Genomic DNA, 15,093 nt, shown 5'->3' on the forward strand with positions numbered 1-15,093 from the left:
GGTGTTCTTCGACATAGGACCCCTAGAGCTGGTCGCGCTCATCATCCTTGCGGTGCTCATTTTCGGCCCGGACAAGCTGCCGAAGATGATCCAGGACGTCTCGCGGACCATTCGGAAGATCAGGGAGTTCTCGGACAGCGCGAAGGAGGACATCCGCTCCGAGCTGGGGCCGGAGTTCAAGGACTTCGAGTTCGAGGACCTCAACCCGAAGACGTTCGTGCGCAAGCACGTCCTGGACAAGGACGAGCTGGGCCTCAAGGAGATCCGCAACGGCTTCGACCTGCGCAAGGAGATGGCGGAGGTCACGGACGCCGTGCACGGCCGCGAGGAGGACGCGCCCCCGCCCGCCGCGCCCGCGTCGCCGTCCTCGCCCACGGGCGGCCCCGACCTGCTGAAGAAGCGGGAGAGGCCGGCCGCGGACGAGCGCCCGCCGTTCGACCCCGACGCCACCTGATCGCCCGTATGGCCTACGGAACGGGCCAGTATGGCTATCCTCCCTTTGTCCGGGACGACGTCCGCGCGGGCGGCTCGTCCGCGACAACGGGGTAATGAGGAGGCGCCGCGCAGATGGAGACGACGAGTCGGGTAGAGGCGCAGGGAGCAGCCGGCACGGCCGAGGCGCCCGACGGCGGGGCCGCGCCGGCGGCCCGGGAAGCGCCGCACGGAGCGCCCCGCGCCCGGCGGTCCGTCGACGGGTATCTGCTGGCCTCGTTCCCCTGGTACGGCCTGGACGACGCGTACACCGGGCCCCGCTGGCTGATGCAGGTCGGCACCGCCGCCGACGACACGGTCGAGCACGGCTCCATCGGCCACGGCGAGGAGCCCTCGCTCCGCCTCGACCAGAGCCCGGACAAGCAGCGCTTCGCGGTCGTGGTGACCATCGCGGACCGCCCGGTGCGGCGCAGCGCGGACGGTACGGGCGTGCTGGAGGCCACCTCGGTCTCCTCGGCCGCCTGGCTGGCCGGCTCCGGGCTGCTGGCGCACACCTGGCCCGCCAAGATGGAGCGCGGGCTGCGCCAGGACTGGCTGGAGCAGCAGACCGCGATCGCCTGGGAGCTGGCGGACGACCTGGAGGGCCCGGACTGGTCGCTGCTGTCGCTGTCCGTGGAGGGCGTGCCGACCGACTTCCGCTACCGCGAGTCCGAGTACGGCTGGGTGCTGGCCGGATCGACCGGGAGCGGGGTCCACGTGGGCGCGTACGGGCGCGGCATGAGCGCGTACGGGCTCGGCTTCTCGGCGATCAAGGACATCGCCTCCTACGAGCGCTGAGCGCTGAGCGCGGCGGCGCGTACAGCCGGGCGGCTGATCACGGCGCCGCGTACGGACGACCGGCTGAGCGCCGAGGGCGTACGGCCAGGCGGCTGAGTGCGGCGGCGCGTACGGGCGAGGTCCGGGCGCGGCCCGTATCGCCGGAAGCCGTGGCGTCGAAGCATCGTGGCGCTGTGGCGCGCGGTAAGGGGCGGCATCCCATGGACGCCGCCCCTTACCGCCGTCAGCTCAGAACTTGTTGCGCGGGGTGATCCCCAGCGACATCCCCGACAGCCCCCGCTGCCGTCCGCCGAGCTTGCCCGCGATCGTGCGCAGCGCGCTGCCCGCCGGGGAGTCGGGGTCGGTGAGCACCACGGGCTTGCCCTCGTCGCCGCCCTCGCGCAGCCGCACGTCGATCGGGATCGCGCCCAGCACCGGCACCTGCGCGCCGGTCGTCTTCGTCAGCCCGTCGGCGACCCGCTGGCCGCCGCCCGTGCCGAAGACGTCGATCATCTCGTCGCAGTGCGGGCAGGGCAGCCCGGACATGTTCTCGACCACGCCGACGATCTTCTGGTGGGTCTGCACGGCGATCGAACCGGCCCGCTCGGCGACCTCGGCGGCGGCCTGCTGGGGCGTCGTGACGACCAGGATCTCGGCGTTCGGCACCAACTGCGCGACGGAGATCGCGATGTCGCCGGTGCCGGGCGGCAGGTCGAGCAGGAGCACGTCCAGGTCGCCCCAGAAGACGTCCGCGAGGAACTGCTGGAGCGCCCGGTGCAGCATCGGCCCGCGCCACACCACGGGCGCGTTGCCGGGGGTGAACATGCCGATCGAGATGACCTTCACGCCGTTCGCCGACGGCGGCATGATCATGTTCTCGACCTGGGTGGGGCGGCCCTCCGCGCCCAGCATGCGCGGCACCGAGTGGCCGTAGATGTCCGCGTCCACGACGCCGACCTTGAGCCCGTCGGCCGCCATCGCCGCCGCCAGGTTGACCGTCACCGAGGACTTGCCGACGCCGCCCTTGCCGGAGGCCACCGCGTAGACCCGGGTGAGCGAGCCGGGCTGGGCGAAGGGCACCTCGCGCTCGGCCGCGCCGCCGCGCAGCGCCGCGGCCAGCTCCTTGCGCTGCTCGTCGCTCATCACGTCCAGCTCGACGGTGACGCCGCGCACGCCCTCGACGGCGGCGACCGCCTCCCGCACGTTCGAGGTGATCGTCTCGCGCATGGGGCAGCCCGAGACCGTCAGATAGACCGCGACCGCGACCGAGCCGTCCGCCGCGATCTCCACCGATTTGACCATCCCCAGCTCGGTGATGGGGCGGTGGATCTCGGGGTCGTTCACCGTCGCGAGCGCGGCGCGTACCGCGTCCTCGCTCGGCGCGGGGCCTTGGGGCGTGTCGGTAGCCATACCGACGATGGTACGGCGGCAGCGGCGCGCGGTGGAGCACGGGCGGGCGGCGGTGGGCGGGGTCACAGTCGGGCGCGCGGGCGACGACATGACCGACGGCAGGAGGGCGGTCGACAAGCCCCCGAGCGGACCCCCGCGCGGCCCCGGCCGGTCAGTGCTCCCGGTCCGGCTCCCGTACGCTCCGCTCGTCGATCTCCTTGAGCAGATCGTGGAGTTCGGAGCGCATCCAGTCCCGCGTCGCCACCTCCCCGAGCCCCATCCGCAGCGCGGCCACCTCCCGCGTCAGATACTCCGTGTCCGCGATGGAGCGCTCGTTCTGCTTGCGGTCCTGCTCCAGATTGACCCGGTCCCGGTCGTCCTGGCGGTTCTGTGCCAGCAGGATCAGCGGCGCCGCGTACGAGGCCTGGAGCGACAGCATCAGGGTCAGGAAGATGAACGGGTAGCGGTCGAACCGCAGGTGGGGCGGGACCGAGGTGTTCCACACCACCCACACGATGATGACGACCGTCATCCAGACGATGAAGCGGCCGGTGCCGAGGAACCGCGCGATCTTCTCCGAGAAGCGGCCGAACGCCTCCGGGTCGTAGGCGGGCAGCAGGCTGCGCCGCCGGTCCCTCGGCTGGTCGAGACGGTTACCGCTCATCGTCGTCCCCCTCCGGCTCGAACTCCGCGCCCGGCGCGTCGTGCAGCTCCCGCTCCCGCCAGTCGTCGGGCAGCAGATGGTCGAGGACGTCGTCGACGGTCACCGCGCCCAGCAGCGAGCCGCTCTCGTCGACGACCGGGGCGGAGACCATGTTGTACGTCGCCAGATAGCTGGTGACGGCGGTCAGCGGGGTGTCCGGGGGGAGCGGCAGCAGATCGCTGTCCACGATCGAGCTGACGAGCGTGAACGGCGGATCGCGCAGCAGCCGCTGGAAGTGCAGGGTGCCCAGGAACCTGCCGGTCGGCGTCTCGTCCGGCGGCCGGCACACGTACACCTGGGCGGCGAGCGAGGGGGACAGGTCGGGGTTGCGCACCCGGGCCAGGGCGTCGGCGACGGTGGCGTCGGGCTGGAGCACGATCGGCTCGGTGGTCATCAGGCCGCCCGCGGTCCGCTCCTCGTAGGACAGCAGCCGCCGTACGTCCGCGGCGTCGCCCGGCTGCATCAGCGTCAGCAGCCGCTCCTTGTCCTCCTCCGGCAGCTCGGAGAGGAGGTCGGCGGCGTCGTCCGGGTCCATGGCCTCCAGCACGTCGGCCGCGCGCTCCTCCTTGAGCTCGCCGAGGATCTCCACCTGGTCGTCGCCGGGCAGCTCCTCCAGTACGTCCGCGAGCCGGTCGTCGTCGAGGGCCGCGGCCACCTCCGAGCGGCGCTTGGCGGAGAGGTGGTGCAGGGCGTTGGCGAGGTCGGCCGGGCGCAACTGCTCGAACGCGGCCAGCAGGTTCTCCGCGCCCTGCCCGTGCTCTTCCAGGGAGAAACCGGTGACGGCCGACCACTCCACGGTCAGCGCCTCCGCCCTGCGGCGCAGCGCGCCGCCCTTGCCCTTGCGCACGAAGACCTTGTCGATCTCCCAGTCGCGGCGGGCCGGCAACTGGGCCATCGCCACGTCCAGGACCGTGACCTCCTCGCCGCTCTCCACCAGCCGCACCCTGCGGTCCAGCAGCTCCCCGAGGACGAGGGTCTCGGAGGCGCGCTGCTCGAAGCGGCGCATGTTGACCACGCCGGTGGTGATGACCTGGCCGGACTCGACCCCCGTCACCCGGCTCATCGGGAGGAAGATCCGGCGCCGGCTGACCACCTCGACCACCAGTCCCAGCACGCGCGGCGGCCGGCCGCCGACGCGCAGGATCACGACGAGATCGCGGACCCGCCCCACCTGGTCGCCGTTGGGGTCGAAGACGGCCACTCCCGAGAGGTGCGAGATGAACACCCGGGGGGCGCCAGACGCCATGTCGCTTTCCTCCTTAAATCTGGCTCGATGTCAGTTTCAGGCTAGCGTGCCCCGGTGAGTACCGCTGTGGGGACGGCGGCCGTACGGTCCCTGACGAGTGCCCCTGGACGGCACGGGTACGCTCCGTACTGCATCGGCATCAGGAGGAAAGAGCAGACGTGCGAACCCGGAACGCGGCTGTGATGGGGGCGATGTGCGCGGGCCTGGCGGCAGCGCTCACGGGGTGCGGTGAGGACCCCGACGCGGGGACGAACGGCGTCGGCAAACTGGCGGCACCCGCCATCGCGGCCAAGGCGCGCACGGCGGCCGAGGGCGCGAGCGCCGTCCACCTCACCGGCAAACTGGTCAGCCGCGGCCATACGTACAAGCTCGACATGCGGCTCAAGAAGAACGGCGGCACGGGCGAGGTCGCCAGCGAGACGAGCACCTTCCAACTGCTGCGCATCGGCGCGGACCTGTATCTGAAGGCCGACGCCGCCTTCTGGTCGCACGACACGCCCAAGGGCCAGAAGGACGGGAAGGACGGCGGCTCCGCCGCCGACAAGCTCGACGCCAAATATGTGAAGGTCCCCGCCGGCGACCCCTCCTACAAGGAGCTCAGCGGCTTCACCGACAAGGCCGTACTGCTGGACGGCGTCCTCGGACTGCACGGCAAGCTCTCCCGCGGCGACCACGGCACCGTCGGCGGCACCCGCACCATCCGCGTCAGCGGAGGCGGCGGCAACGGCGGCAGCCTCGACGTCTCACTCCAGGGCACGCCGTATCCGCTGCGCCTGCAACGGGCCGGGGGAGCGGGCGAGGTCCAGCTCGCCGAATGGGACAAGGACTTCGCGCTCGCCGCCCCGGCCAAGGATCAGATGGTCGACTACGGGCAGAAGATCCCGCACGGGAACTGAGGCTCCCCTGGCCCCGCCTACTGGGTGCCCCCGTGCGTTGTCGGCCGCGGGCCGTCTGTGGTTGCTCGCGCAGTTCCTCGCGCCCCTTGGGGTTAGGGTTTGGCGGTTTTGCGGGGCTTGCGGGTGCGGCGGGACAGGAGTTTGGGGAGGGCCGCGGGGATGGGTTCTCGGGTGGTGGCGGGGGTGGGCATCGGGGCGGCGGACAGCGAGTCGGTCGGGAGGTCCGCGGTGGGGCCGGTCGGGTCCAGGCGGAGGACGCGGCATTCGCGGGCCCAGCGCTCCTCGACGCGGTCGGCGTCGGGCGCGTTCAGGCGCTTGGCCTTGAGGTCGGTGACGGCGGTGGCCCAGGCGTCGCTGTCGGGCGCGAGTTCGCTGACGCGGGCCGTCCACTCGACGAGCCGGCCGCCCTTGTCCTTGCTGCGGACCGTCACGGTCGCCTCGGCCCCGTCGGCGAGGCCGAGGCCCGTGAACGGCTGCTCGCCCGGACCATCGCCGACGAGGTGCGGCGCGCCCTCGTGCCATACGTGCCACAGCGCCCGGCCGGCGGCGCCGGCGCCGCCGGCCCCCGCGCCCCGCACCCAGACCAGGCCGGACTTCTTGGTGGCCTCTTCGATCAGCGCCCGCGTCTGGTGAGCCTGCGTCTGCGTCATACGCCCAGCTTAAGCGGGGGTGCCGACAGCGGGCCGGTCAGAGCCAGCCGTTGCGCTTGAAGCCGCGGTGGATCGTGAAGCAGATCACGACGGTCACGATCATGACGGCCGGGTAGCCGTACTTCCACTTCAGCTCCGGCATGTGCTCGAAGTTCATGCCGTAGACCCCGGCGATCATGGTCGGGACCGCGAAGATCGCCGCCCACGAGGTGATCTTGCGCATGTCCTCGTTCTGCGCCACGGACGCCTGCGCCAGGTTGGCCTGGAGGATCGAGTTGAGCAGGTCGTCGAAGGAGACCACCTGCTCGTGCACGCGCGCGAGGTGGTCGGCGACGTCACGGAAGTACTTCTGGATGTCCGGGTCGACCAGCCGCATGGGCCGCTCGCTGAGCACCTGCATCGGCCGTATCAGCGGCGTGACGGCCCGCTTGAACTCCAGCACCTCACGCTTGAGCTGGTAGATCCGGCTCGCGTCGCCGCCCCGCGAACTCCCCTTGGCCGGGGCCGAGAACACATCGATCTCGACCTCGTCGATGTCGTCCTGCACGGCGTCGGCGACCGCGATGTAGCCGTCGACGACCTGGTCGGCGATGGCGTGCAGGACGGCCGACGGGCCCTTGGCGAGCAGCTCCGGGTCGTCCTGGAGCCGGTGCCGCAGCGCGCGCAGCGACCCCTGGCCGCCGTGCCGCACGGTGATGATGAAGTCCCGGCCGGTGAAGCACATCACCTCGCCGGTCTCCACGACCTCGCTGGTGGCGGTGAGTTCGGCGTGCTCGACGTAGTGGATGGTCTTGAAGACGGTGAACAGCGTGTCGTCATACCGCTCCAGCTTCGGGCGCTGGTGCGCGTGGACGGCGTCCTCGACGGCGAGCGGGTGCAGCCCGAATTCCTGGGCGATGCCGGAGAACTCCTGCTCGGTGGGCTCGTGCAGCCCGATCCAGGCGAAGCCGCCGCCGTTCTCGGCGCGCACCCGCCGCATGGCCTCGGCGGGGCTGACGGGCTCGCTTGCGCGGCGCCCGTCGCGGTACACGGCGCAGTCGACGACGGCGCTGTTGGCGGACGGGTCGCGCGTGGTGTCGTAGTCGTACGGGGCGTGGCCGCGCCGCAGGGCAGGGCGGACGGCGGCGCGCAGGTCGCGAATCATCGACAAGGCTGACTCCTTCACGGGCCGGCCGGCAGCGGGGCACGCGGAGCGCAACGCGGCCCGGAACGTGGACGTGCTGCCTTGGACCAAGGCCACATCCGCGAAGCGGGCGGCGTTCCGTGCGGTGAGGCTGTCGGCAGTTCGCGGAAACCGCTGGGAAAGCGGGAAACGCTGACAATACGGAACAAGCGAGATGAAGGCGCTCTTCCGTCAAGTGCTGCGGACGCGAAAGGACTTCCGGTGTTTGAGGTCTGAGAAGCCGGGTACGGGAGGCTTCAGATCACCGGGAACGCATACCGAGCGGGAGAACGGGAGAACTGTCGGTACTGCACGGTCGACTTGGATCACCCACCGCAGCCCCACCTCCTCCGGCCGGTCCCCGTTGGGGGAACTGACGTAACTCCCTGACACCAGCGGCCAGGCTAGCAGCCATGGCAAGGGCCCCGGTCCGCCTTTGCCCGTTCGATACGCGTTCTATGCTCGCTGCATGGCAGACGTTCTTGAGCTGGTCGAGGCCCGGTTGCGCGCGTCGCTGGGCGAACCGGACGCCCGGGCCGCGGTGACCTTCCTCGGAACGGACCGTATCGAGGTGCTGCGTTTCGTGGCGGAGCCGGGGCCCGAGGAGGACGGCGGCACGGTCCGCTACGCCACGCTCGGCATGTCCGCCCAGCCGATGGCCGACCCGTCCGGCAACCTCGCCGACCCCGTCCGCGGGCCCCGCGCGGAGCTGGTGCTCTCCGTGCGCACGGGCCGCGCCGACACCGACCAGGTGCTCCGCCCGCTGGCCGTCCTCGCGGCCTCGCCGCAGGTCGAGGGCGTCGTCGTGGCCCCGGGGGCCTCCCTGGACACCGGCGAGCCGCTCTGGCCCGGCGCGCCCTTCACGTCCGTACTCGTCGGAGCGGGCGGCGGGCTCGTCCCGGACCTGGCGCTCGACGAACCGATGTCCCCGGTGGCCTTCCTGCCGCTGCTGCCGATGACGGCGAACGAGACGGCCTGGAAGCGGGTGCACGGCGCGGCGGCCCTGGAGGAGCGCTGGCTCCGGCACGGCACGGACCTGCGGGACCCGCTGCGCGGCGGCGTTCCCCTCGGGGACTGACGGGCTCCTCCCGGTGAGGACGGGCGTACGGGCGTAGGGGAGCCCCGCCGCGCGGTGGGGGAAGGGACCGTGCGGCGGGGCGGTTCGGGGGAGCGGCCCGGTTCGGGGGAGCGCCCGGCCGGCTCAGCTCGCGAAGACCGAGACGCTGTCCTCCGTGGCGTGGGCCGGCTCCAGTTCCTCGGCCTCCACGGTCAGCGGGCGGCGGCGGGCCCAGACGATCCCGGCGCCGATGACCGCGGTGGCGGCGGCGACCACGAACGGGATGTGGATGTCCGTCCAGCCCTCGATCTTCGGCGCGAGGAAGGGGGCCGCGGCGGCCGCGAACCAGCGCACGAAGTTGTAGCCCGCGCTGGCCACCGGCCGCGGCGCGTCCGAGACGCCGAGTGCCAGCTCCGTGTAGACGGTGTTGTTGAGGCCGATGAACGCGCCCGAGATGACCGTGCAGACGATGGCCGTCGTGTGGTCGCCGTAGCCGAGGAACAGCAGGTCCACGGCGAGCAGGACGAGGGAGGCGCCCAGCACCTTCAGCGAGCCGAAGCGGGCCTGCGCACGCGGGGCGACGAGCACGGAGAAGACGGCGAGCAGCACGCCCCAGGCGAAGAAGACGCCGCCGGATTTGTAGGGCGACATGTTGAGCACGAACGGCGTGAAGGCCAGCACGGTGAAGAACGCGTAGTTGTAGAAGAAGGCCGAGGCGGCGGCGGAGGCGAGGCCGGGGTGGCCCAGCGCCTTGACCGGGTCGAGCAGCGATGTCCTGCGAGCCGGCTTCGGCTGCTCCTTGAGGAACGCGGTGATGGCGATGAAGCCGATGGCCATCAGCACGGCGGTGCCGAAGAACGGGTAGCGCCACTTCATGTCGCCGAGGATCGCGCCCACCAGGGGGCCGCAGGCCATGCCGAGCCCGAGGGCCGATTCGTACAGCAGGATCGCCGCGGCGCTGCCGCCCGCCGCGGCGCCGACGATGACGGCGAGGGCGGTGGAGACGAAGAGCGCGTTGCCCAGGCCCCAGCCGGCCCGGAAGCCGACCAGTTCGCCGACGGAGCCGGAGGTGCCGGAGAGGGCGGCGAAGACGACGACCAGCGCCAGGCCGGCGAGGAGCGTCTTGCGGCCGCCGATGCGGCTGGAGACGAAGCCGGTCACCAGCATCGCGATGGCGGTGATCAGGAAGTACGAGGTGAACAGGAGGGACACCTGGCTGGGGGAGGCGTCCAGGCCCTTGGCGATGGAGGGGAGGATCGGGTCCACGAGCCCGATGCCCATGAAGGCGACGACCGACGCGCCGGCCGTGGCCCAGACGGCCTTCGGCTGGCGCAGCAGACTGGTGGCGCCCTCGTCGAACGGATCTTCTTCGGCACTGTGCTGCTTCATGCGTGCCCCACCCTTCTCCGGGCGCGTCGATGCGTGTCCGGCGTGTGACCGATGTGTGTACTGGTCTCCGCGGAGATCGTTGACGTTTACACACAATAATTTAGAGGCCCTAATAAGTGCAAGTACCATCTAGTTCTCGCGGGTGGGCGACGTCCGGCCGGGTGATCACCGAGTGATCGTCCTTGACGCGACGACCACCTAAGAGGACCGTTGGGCCTTATGAGGGGCGAACCCAGTTGCCCGAAGTGCGGTGGCCGGGTGCGGGCGCCCGGTCTCTTCGCCGACACCTGGCAGTGCGGCGTGCACGGCGTCGTGCACCCCCTCCAGCCGGTCGTTCCGCCGAGCGTCGAAGCGCTGGCCGTCGTGGTGAACCGCGCCCGGGTCCCCGTCTGGATGCCGTGGCCGCTGCCCGTCGGCTGGCTGTTCACCGGGGTGGCCTGCGCGGGCGACGACCGCGGCGGCGGCCGGGCCACCGCGGTGGCCTGCTCGGGGCCCGGCCCGCTCGGCGGCCCCGGGGAACTGGTGCTCGTGGCGGAGGAGCTGGGCGTCGGCCTCGGCGCGCGCTACGCGGGCATCGCGGGTCCCGACCCCGGCCCGTACATGTGCGTCAACCGCCCGCCCGACGCCAAGGTCCTGGCGGCCGGCCGGCCCACCCCGCTCTGGCACGTCGAGGGCGCGCCCGAGGACCGCGCGGTCTTCGCGGGCGAGGCGCGCGGGCTGTGGCTGTGGGCGGTGGTCTGGCCGGAGCGGTCCGGCCTGATGATGTACGACGAACTGGTCCTGACCGACCTGCGCGAGGCGGGCGCCGAGGTCGACCTGCTGCCGTGCGGCGCCCTCTCGCCGCGCGTCATCGCACCGCCGGAGCCCCGCTGAGGGCGGCCGGTTGCTGACGGGCCGTTCGCGCCGCGTGCGGAGGATGGTGCGTACGGGGCGGCGGTACGTACGAGACGGTGGTGCGTACGGGGCGGTGGTGCGTACGGGGCGGTGGTGCGTACGGGGCGGTGGTGCGTACGGGGCGGTGGTGCGTACGGGGCGGTGGTGCGTACTGCGGGGCTGCGGTACGTGCGAGGGGCCGGGCGGGCGTCGGGGACGGCGGCGTTCGAGCGGCGGTTATCCTGATCAGGTCCCTTTCGTGTCCGAGCCGAGTCTGGAGCCGTGCCGTGCGCATCGACCTGCACACCCACTCCACCGCCTCGGACGGCATGGACACCCCCGCCGAGCTGGTGCGCAACGCCGCCGCGGCCGGGCTGGACGTCGTGGCGCTGACCGACCACGACAGCGTCGGCGGTTACGCGGAGGCCATCACGGCCCTGCCCGCCGGGCTGACCCTGGTCACCGGGGCCGAACTGTCCTGCCGCTGGGCGCCGGAGCCGTCGGAGGGACCGTCGAACGGCGCGGACGCCGGCATCGGCATGCACATGCTCGCCTACCTCTTCGACCCGCGCGAGCCCGAGCTGTACCGCGAGCGCGAGCGCGTACGCGACGGCCGGGTGCCCCGCGCCCAGGGCATGGTCGCCAAGCTCCAGGAACTGGGCGTGCCCATCACCTGGGAGCGGGTGGCGGCGATCGCCGGCGACGGCGCGGTCGGCCGGCCCCATGTGGCCGCGGCCCTCGTCGAACTGGGCGTCGTCGACAGCGTCTCCGACGCCTTCACGCCGCAGTGGATCGGCAACGACGGGCGCGCCTACGTCGACAAGTACGAGTTCGACCCCTTCGAGGCCATCCGCCTGGTCAAGGCGGCCGGCGGGGTCACCGTCTTCGCGCACCCGATGGCCCTCAAACGCGGCCGGTGCGTACCGGAGAGCGCGATAGCCGAACTGGCCGCGGCCGGCCTCGACGGCATCGAGGTCGACCACATGGACCACGACGAGCCGACCCGCGCCCGGCTGCGCGGGCTCGCCGCCGACCTCGGGCTGCTGACCACCGGCTCCAGCGACTACCACGGCAGCCGCAAGGCGTGTGAGCTCGGCGAGTTCACCACCGATCCGGAGATCTACGGCGAGATCACGCGCCGCGCGACCGGCGCCTTCCCCGTCCCCGGCGCGGGCGGCTGAACCCGAGCGCGGCGTCTGTCCGTACGGCTGCGGCGTCATCGGCGTCCGTGGCATCCGTACGGCTGGGGCGTTCGTACGGCCGCGGCGTCTATGCGGTCGCGTCGGTCGTACGGCCGTGGCGTCCGTACGCACGTACGCGCGGTTCGTCGCGGCCCATAGCGCCGCTGCGGGCCCGTAGCGTCGGCTGACCTTCCCCGCGCCTCCTCCGCCTCCTCTGCCTCCCCTCCTTCTGTCTCTCTCCTCACTCGTACTACCTCGTGCAAGGCCATCACTGTGTTCGACTTCGCTGTCTTCGGGTCCCTTTTTGTCACGCTATTTGTGATCATGGACCCGCCCGGCATCACGCCCATCTTCCTCGCCCTCACCTCTGGCCGGCCCGCCAAGATCCAGCGCAAGATGGCGTGGCAGGCGGCCGCGGTCGCGTTCGGCGTGATCGCCGTCTTCGGACTCTTCGGCCACCAGATCCTGGGCCGGCTGCACATCACGCCGCCCGCGCTGATGATCGCGGGCGGGCTGCTGTTGCTGCTCGTCGCGCTCAGCCTGCTGACGGGGAAGTCCGAGCAGCCGACGCAGACGAAGGACGTCAACGTCGCGCTCGTACCGCTGGGCATGCCGCTGCTGGCCGGGCCCGGCGCGATCGTCTCGGTGATCCTCGCGGTGCAGCACGCCCACGGCGTCGGCGAACAGCTCTCCGTCTGGGCCGCCATCGCCGCGATGCATGTGGTGCTGTGGCTGGTGATGCGCTATTCGCTGCTGATCATCCGGGTGATCAAGGACGGCGGGGTGGTGCTGGTGACGCGGCTCGCCGGGATGATGCTCTCCGCGCTCGCGGTGCAGCAGATCATCAACGGCGTCACCCAGGTCGTCCGCGGCGCGTAGCGGCGACGGCCACGCGCGGCGCGTAGCACCGGCGGCCTGCCCCGGCGCGTAACGATGCCCGCTGGCTGACCCGGCGCATAACAGTGCCCGCTGTCGTGCGCGGTCGATGCGCGCGCCCCTGAGAACCACGAAGCGCCCCGTACCGGCATGTACGGGGCGCTCGGCGTCATCGGTGCTGCGTAAGGCGTTACCGGACCGCGGGGGTGTCGGCCGGGCGGATATAGATGCGCTGGCCGATCGCTGCGGCCTGCTGCACGATCCGATTGACGGAGGCGGCGTCCACGACGGTGCTGTCGACGGCGTTGCCGTCCACATCGTCCAGTCGCATGATCTCGAAGCGCATGGCTTCTCCCTTCGTCTGATCCTCCTGAGGAGAACTGATGAGTAGTGGTGCGCGGCGCAGGAGCGCGCCCCGTTCCTGGTGGGTACAACGAGGTGCAGGGTGAAAACATTCCCTACGCTAAAGAAAATTTTCGGGAGCCTAACCATTTGCTTGTGAAGTGGCCAGTTGTGCCCCTACCGGGACCCCCGGACAATGAGGCGCGTATGAACGACGTCCAGCCCTCGGGGCCCATCGACCTCACCACGATCGCCACCGGCATCGAGCGCACCAACGAACTGCTCACGCGCGTACTCGCCGAAGTGGCGACCACCCCCTCCACGCACGCGATCTTCGTGGACGCCGGCTACGTCTACGCCGCCGCGGGCCGCCTCGTCGCCGGTACGGAGGACCGCCGCGCCTTCGAGCTCGACGCGGAAGGGCTGATCGAAGCCTTCATCGACAAGGCGCGCATGATCTTCCCCGACAGCAGACTCCTCCGCGTCTACTGGTACGACGGGGCCCGCCGCCGCATCCACACCATCGAGCAGCAGCGCATCGCCGAGCTGCCGGACGTCAAGGTGCGGCTCGGCAACCTCAACGCCAACAACCAGCAGAAGGGCGTCGACTCGCTGATCCGCAGCGACCTGGAGTCGCTCGCCCGGCACCGCGCCATCAGCGACGCCGCCCTCATCGGCGGCGACGAGGACCTGGTCTCGGCCGTCGAGGCCGCGCAGGGCTACGGCGCGCGCGTGCACCTGTGGGGCATCGAGGCCGCCTGCGGGCGCAACCAGGCCGACCCCCTGCTGTGGGAGGTCGACAGCCAGCGCACGTTCGACCTCGACTTCTGCAAGCCGTACGTGGCCCGGCGGACGAACCCGTGCCAGCCGGAGCCGTACGCCGAACCGGGCGCGGCGCCCGGGGGCGTCGAGGCGGCCGGCCGCGTCGAGGTGCGGTTCGTGGGCGCGCAGGTCGCGGCGCGCTGGCTCGCCGAGCGCGGCCGCGAAGCCCTCGCCGACCTGCTGCCCGGCCACCCCTACCTGCCGGGCCCGGTCGACCAGGAACTGCTGGTGGAGGCGGAGGGGCTGCTCGGGATCTCGCTACGGACCCATGCCGACCTGCGGCGGGCGCTGCGGGACGGGTTCTGGGAACACCTTCGGGCGCAGTACTGACCCCGCCGGCCGGGCCGGCTCGGCGCCGGGACCGGTGCTGAGCCCCGCGGGCCGTCTCAGTGCCGCGTCCAGAACGCCGCCAGCGCCGCCGCCGTCTCCTCGGGCCGCTCCGCGTTGGGGGAGTGCTCCGCGCCCTCGATCACCGTGCGGCGTGCCGAGAGCCGTTCGGCCATCGCGTCCATCAGCGCCACCGGCCACGCGTAGTCGACCGCGCCGGAGACCACGTGCTTGGGCAGCGCCACCGCCGCCAGCTCCGCCACCCGGTCCGGCTCGCTGATCAACTGCCGCCCCGTAGCGATGAGTTGAGCGGCCTCGGTGCCGAGCCAGCGGCGGTGCAGGAACTCGTCCAGGGCCGGCGGCGTCGTGTCGCCCCCGGCGTTCTCCGCGTCCATGGCCTTCATCGCCTGCCACACCGTCTCCTTGTCCCGCGTGGACAAGGCGTCGATGAGCAGCTTCGTACGGGCCTGCTGCTCCGCCGCGATGGCGGCCGGACCGCTGCTCACGATGGTCAGCGAACGGAACGGGGACGCGTCGCGCAGCACCGCCGCGCGCGTGATCAGACCACCGAGCGAGTGGCCGAGCAGATGCACCGGGCCGTCGCCGAGCGCCGCGGCCTGCGCGTGGACGTCCGCGGCCAGCTCCTCCAGCGCGTACGCCGCCTCGTCGGCCGGGCCCTCGCTCTCGTACTGGCCCCGGCCGTCGACCGCCACGACCCGGAACCCGGCCCGCGCCAACGGCTCCAGCAGGGCGTTGAAGTCCTCCTTGCTGCCGGTGAAGCCGGGCACCAGCAGCGCGGTGGCCCGCGGCTCGGCCGCCGGGGGGAGCGCGTCGCACACGGCGAACGTGCCGCGCTCGGTCGTCAGTCCGTACGCACGGGCGCACGCGGGCAAGGTGAGTATCGGCGGCCTGCTCATGCCCCGAGGCTATCC

16 protein-coding genes are annotated in these 15,093 nt (G+C 71.9%); 8 read left to right on the forward strand and 8 right to left on the reverse strand.

From position 1 onward, the window contains the following. Position 1: 1 nt before the first annotated feature. Together IF55_RS19680 and IF55_RS19685 are read left to right on the forward strand one after the other, a co-directional pair. On the forward strand, positions 2–454 hold the full coding sequence (locus IF55_RS19680; RefSeq protein WP_030878365.1) for a sec-independent translocase: 453 nt from the start codon (positions 2–4) through the stop codon (positions 452–454). 113 nt (positions 455–567) lie between these two features. Continuing rightward, a complete protein-coding gene (locus IF55_RS19685) occupies positions 568–1,269 on the forward strand; it encodes a hypothetical protein (protein ID WP_030878367.1) in 702 nt (233 codons plus the stop codon). 228 nt (positions 1,270–1,497) lie between these two features. On the opposite strand, the gene IF55_RS19690 is transcribed toward IF55_RS19685, so the two are convergent. The 3 genes from IF55_RS19690 to IF55_RS19700 all read right to left on the reverse strand — a co-directional run bounded on the left by IF55_RS19690 (position 1,498) and on the right by IF55_RS19700 (position 4,586). Then, complete coding sequence (locus IF55_RS19690; protein ID WP_030878369.1) at positions 1,498–2,658, reverse strand: Mrp/NBP35 family ATP-binding protein; 1,161 nt, start codon at positions 2,656–2,658, stop codon at positions 1,498–1,500. A gap of 151 nt (positions 2,659–2,809) precedes the next feature. Further along, complete coding sequence (locus IF55_RS19695) at positions 2,810–3,301, reverse strand: DUF1003 domain-containing protein (RefSeq protein WP_037963459.1); 492 nt, start codon at positions 3,299–3,301, stop codon at positions 2,810–2,812. Beyond that, the gene (locus tag IF55_RS19700) at positions 3,291–4,586 is read right to left on the reverse strand and encodes a magnesium transporter MgtE N-terminal domain-containing protein (protein ID WP_030878376.1); all 1,296 of its coding nucleotides are present in this window, start codon (positions 4,584–4,586) and stop codon (positions 3,291–3,293) included. The genes IF55_RS19695 and IF55_RS19700 overlap by 11 nt, the downstream gene beginning before the upstream one ends. A 158-nt stretch (positions 4,587–4,744) precedes the next feature. On the opposite strand from IF55_RS19700, the gene IF55_RS19705 reads away from it, so the two are divergent. Continuing rightward, positions 4,745–5,482 (forward strand): hypothetical protein, encoded by a 738-nt coding sequence (locus tag IF55_RS19705; protein WP_030878378.1) that lies wholly within the window; start codon positions 4,745–4,747, stop codon positions 5,480–5,482. Positions 5,483–5,574: 92 nt separating this feature from the next. Here the strand turns inward: IF55_RS19705 and IF55_RS19710 are convergent, their stop codons facing one another. Both IF55_RS19710 and corA read right to left on the reverse strand, forming a co-directional pair. Then, positions 5,575–6,132, reverse strand: coding sequence for a hypothetical protein (locus IF55_RS19710; protein ID WP_030878381.1), 558 nt, complete (start codon positions 6,130–6,132; stop codon positions 5,575–5,577). A 37-nt stretch (positions 6,133–6,169) separates the two neighbouring features. Further along, on the reverse strand, positions 6,170–7,282 hold the full coding sequence (gene corA / locus IF55_RS19715) for a magnesium/cobalt transporter CorA (protein WP_030878385.1): 1,113 nt from the start codon (positions 7,280–7,282) through the stop codon (positions 6,170–6,172). A gap of 481 nt (positions 7,283–7,763) precedes the next feature. On the opposite strand from corA, the gene IF55_RS19720 reads away from it, so the two are divergent. After that, entirely contained in the window at positions 7,764–8,372 is a 609-nt protein-coding gene (locus tag IF55_RS19720; RefSeq protein ID WP_030878388.1) for a suppressor of fused domain protein, read from the forward strand. A gap of 123 nt (positions 8,373–8,495) precedes the next feature. Here the strand turns inward: IF55_RS19720 and IF55_RS19725 are convergent, their stop codons facing one another. Further along, positions 8,496–9,740 carry an MFS transporter gene (locus IF55_RS19725; protein WP_030878390.1) on the reverse strand — a complete coding sequence of 415 codons (1,245 nt, stop codon included), beginning with the start codon at positions 9,738–9,740 and terminating at the stop codon, positions 8,496–8,498. A 219-nt stretch (positions 9,741–9,959) separates the two neighbouring features. On the opposite strand from IF55_RS19725, the gene IF55_RS19730 reads away from it, so the two are divergent. The 3 genes from IF55_RS19730 (at position 9,960) to IF55_RS19740 (ending at position 12,673) form a co-directional block, all read left to right on the forward strand. Beyond that, complete coding sequence (locus IF55_RS19730) at positions 9,960–10,613, forward strand: DUF6758 family protein (RefSeq protein ID WP_030878392.1); 654 nt, start codon at positions 9,960–9,962, stop codon at positions 10,611–10,613. Between the two features lie 287 nt (positions 10,614–10,900). Next, a complete protein-coding gene (locus IF55_RS19735; protein WP_030878395.1) occupies positions 10,901–11,794 on the forward strand; it encodes a PHP domain-containing protein in 894 nt (297 codons plus the stop codon). 273 nt (positions 11,795–12,067) lie between these two features. Then, a complete protein-coding gene (locus IF55_RS19740; protein WP_030878398.1) occupies positions 12,068–12,673 on the forward strand; it encodes a MarC family protein in 606 nt (201 codons plus the stop codon). 187 nt (positions 12,674–12,860) lie between these two features. On the opposite strand, the gene IF55_RS39785 is transcribed toward IF55_RS19740, so the two are convergent. After that, entirely contained in the window at positions 12,861–13,016 is a 156-nt protein-coding gene (locus tag IF55_RS39785; RefSeq protein ID WP_169767236.1) for a hypothetical protein, read from the reverse strand. A 203-nt stretch (positions 13,017–13,219) separates the two neighbouring features. Here IF55_RS39785 and IF55_RS19745 point away from each other — a divergent pair, with 203 nt between their 5' ends. Then, the gene (locus IF55_RS19745; protein ID WP_030878402.1) at positions 13,220–14,164 is read left to right on the forward strand and encodes an NYN domain-containing protein; all 945 of its coding nucleotides are present in this window, start codon (positions 13,220–13,222) and stop codon (positions 14,162–14,164) included. A 56-nt stretch (positions 14,165–14,220) separates the two neighbouring features. On the opposite strand, the gene IF55_RS19750 is transcribed toward IF55_RS19745, so the two are convergent. Then, the gene (locus IF55_RS19750; RefSeq protein WP_030878405.1) at positions 14,221–15,078 is read right to left on the reverse strand and encodes an alpha/beta fold hydrolase; all 858 of its coding nucleotides are present in this window, start codon (positions 15,076–15,078) and stop codon (positions 14,221–14,223) included. Between the last annotated feature and the right edge of the window lie 15 nt (positions 15,079–15,093).

Source organism: Streptomyces varsoviensis, assembly GCF_000718635.1.
GTDB classification, from domain to species: domain Bacteria; phylum Actinomycetota; class Actinomycetes; order Streptomycetales; family Streptomycetaceae; genus Streptomyces; species Streptomyces varsoviensis.

What these genes read in the sequence shown, in the direction of transcription:
- IF55_RS19730 (WP_030878392.1), top strand. Translation starts at nt 9,960, where the DNA reads ATGAGGGGCGAACCCAGTTGCCCGAAGTGCGGTGGCCGGGTGCGGGCG.
- IF55_RS19710 (WP_030878381.1), bottom strand. Translation starts at nt 6,132, where the DNA reads ATGACGCAGACGCAGGCTCACCAGACGCGGGCGCTGATCGAAGAGGCC.
- IF55_RS19720 (WP_030878388.1), top strand. Translation starts at nt 7,764, where the DNA reads ATGGCAGACGTTCTTGAGCTGGTCGAGGCCCGGTTGCGCGCGTCGCTG.
- IF55_RS19750 (WP_030878405.1), bottom strand. Translation starts at nt 15,078, where the DNA reads ATGAGCAGGCCGCCGATACTCACCTTGCCCGCGTGCGCCCGTGCGTAC.
- IF55_RS19685 (WP_030878367.1), top strand. Translation starts at nt 568, where the DNA reads ATGGAGACGACGAGTCGGGTAGAGGCGCAGGGAGCAGCCGGCACGGCC.
- IF55_RS19745 (WP_030878402.1), top strand. Translation starts at nt 13,220, where the DNA reads ATGAACGACGTCCAGCCCTCGGGGCCCATCGACCTCACCACGATCGCC.
- IF55_RS19695 (WP_037963459.1), bottom strand. Translation starts at nt 3,301, where the DNA reads ATGAGCGGTAACCGTCTCGACCAGCCGAGGGACCGGCGGCGCAGCCTG.
- IF55_RS19690 (WP_030878369.1), bottom strand. Translation starts at nt 2,658, where the DNA reads ATGGCTACCGACACGCCCCAAGGCCCCGCGCCGAGCGAGGACGCGGTA.
- IF55_RS19725 (WP_030878390.1), bottom strand. Translation starts at nt 9,740, where the DNA reads ATGAAGCAGCACAGTGCCGAAGAAGATCCGTTCGACGAGGGCGCCACC.
- IF55_RS39785 (WP_169767236.1), bottom strand. Translation starts at nt 13,016, where the DNA reads ATGCGCTTCGAGATCATGCGACTGGACGATGTGGACGGCAACGCCGTC.
- IF55_RS19700 (WP_030878376.1), bottom strand. Translation starts at nt 4,586, where the DNA reads ATGGCGTCTGGCGCCCCCCGGGTGTTCATCTCGCACCTCTCGGGAGTG.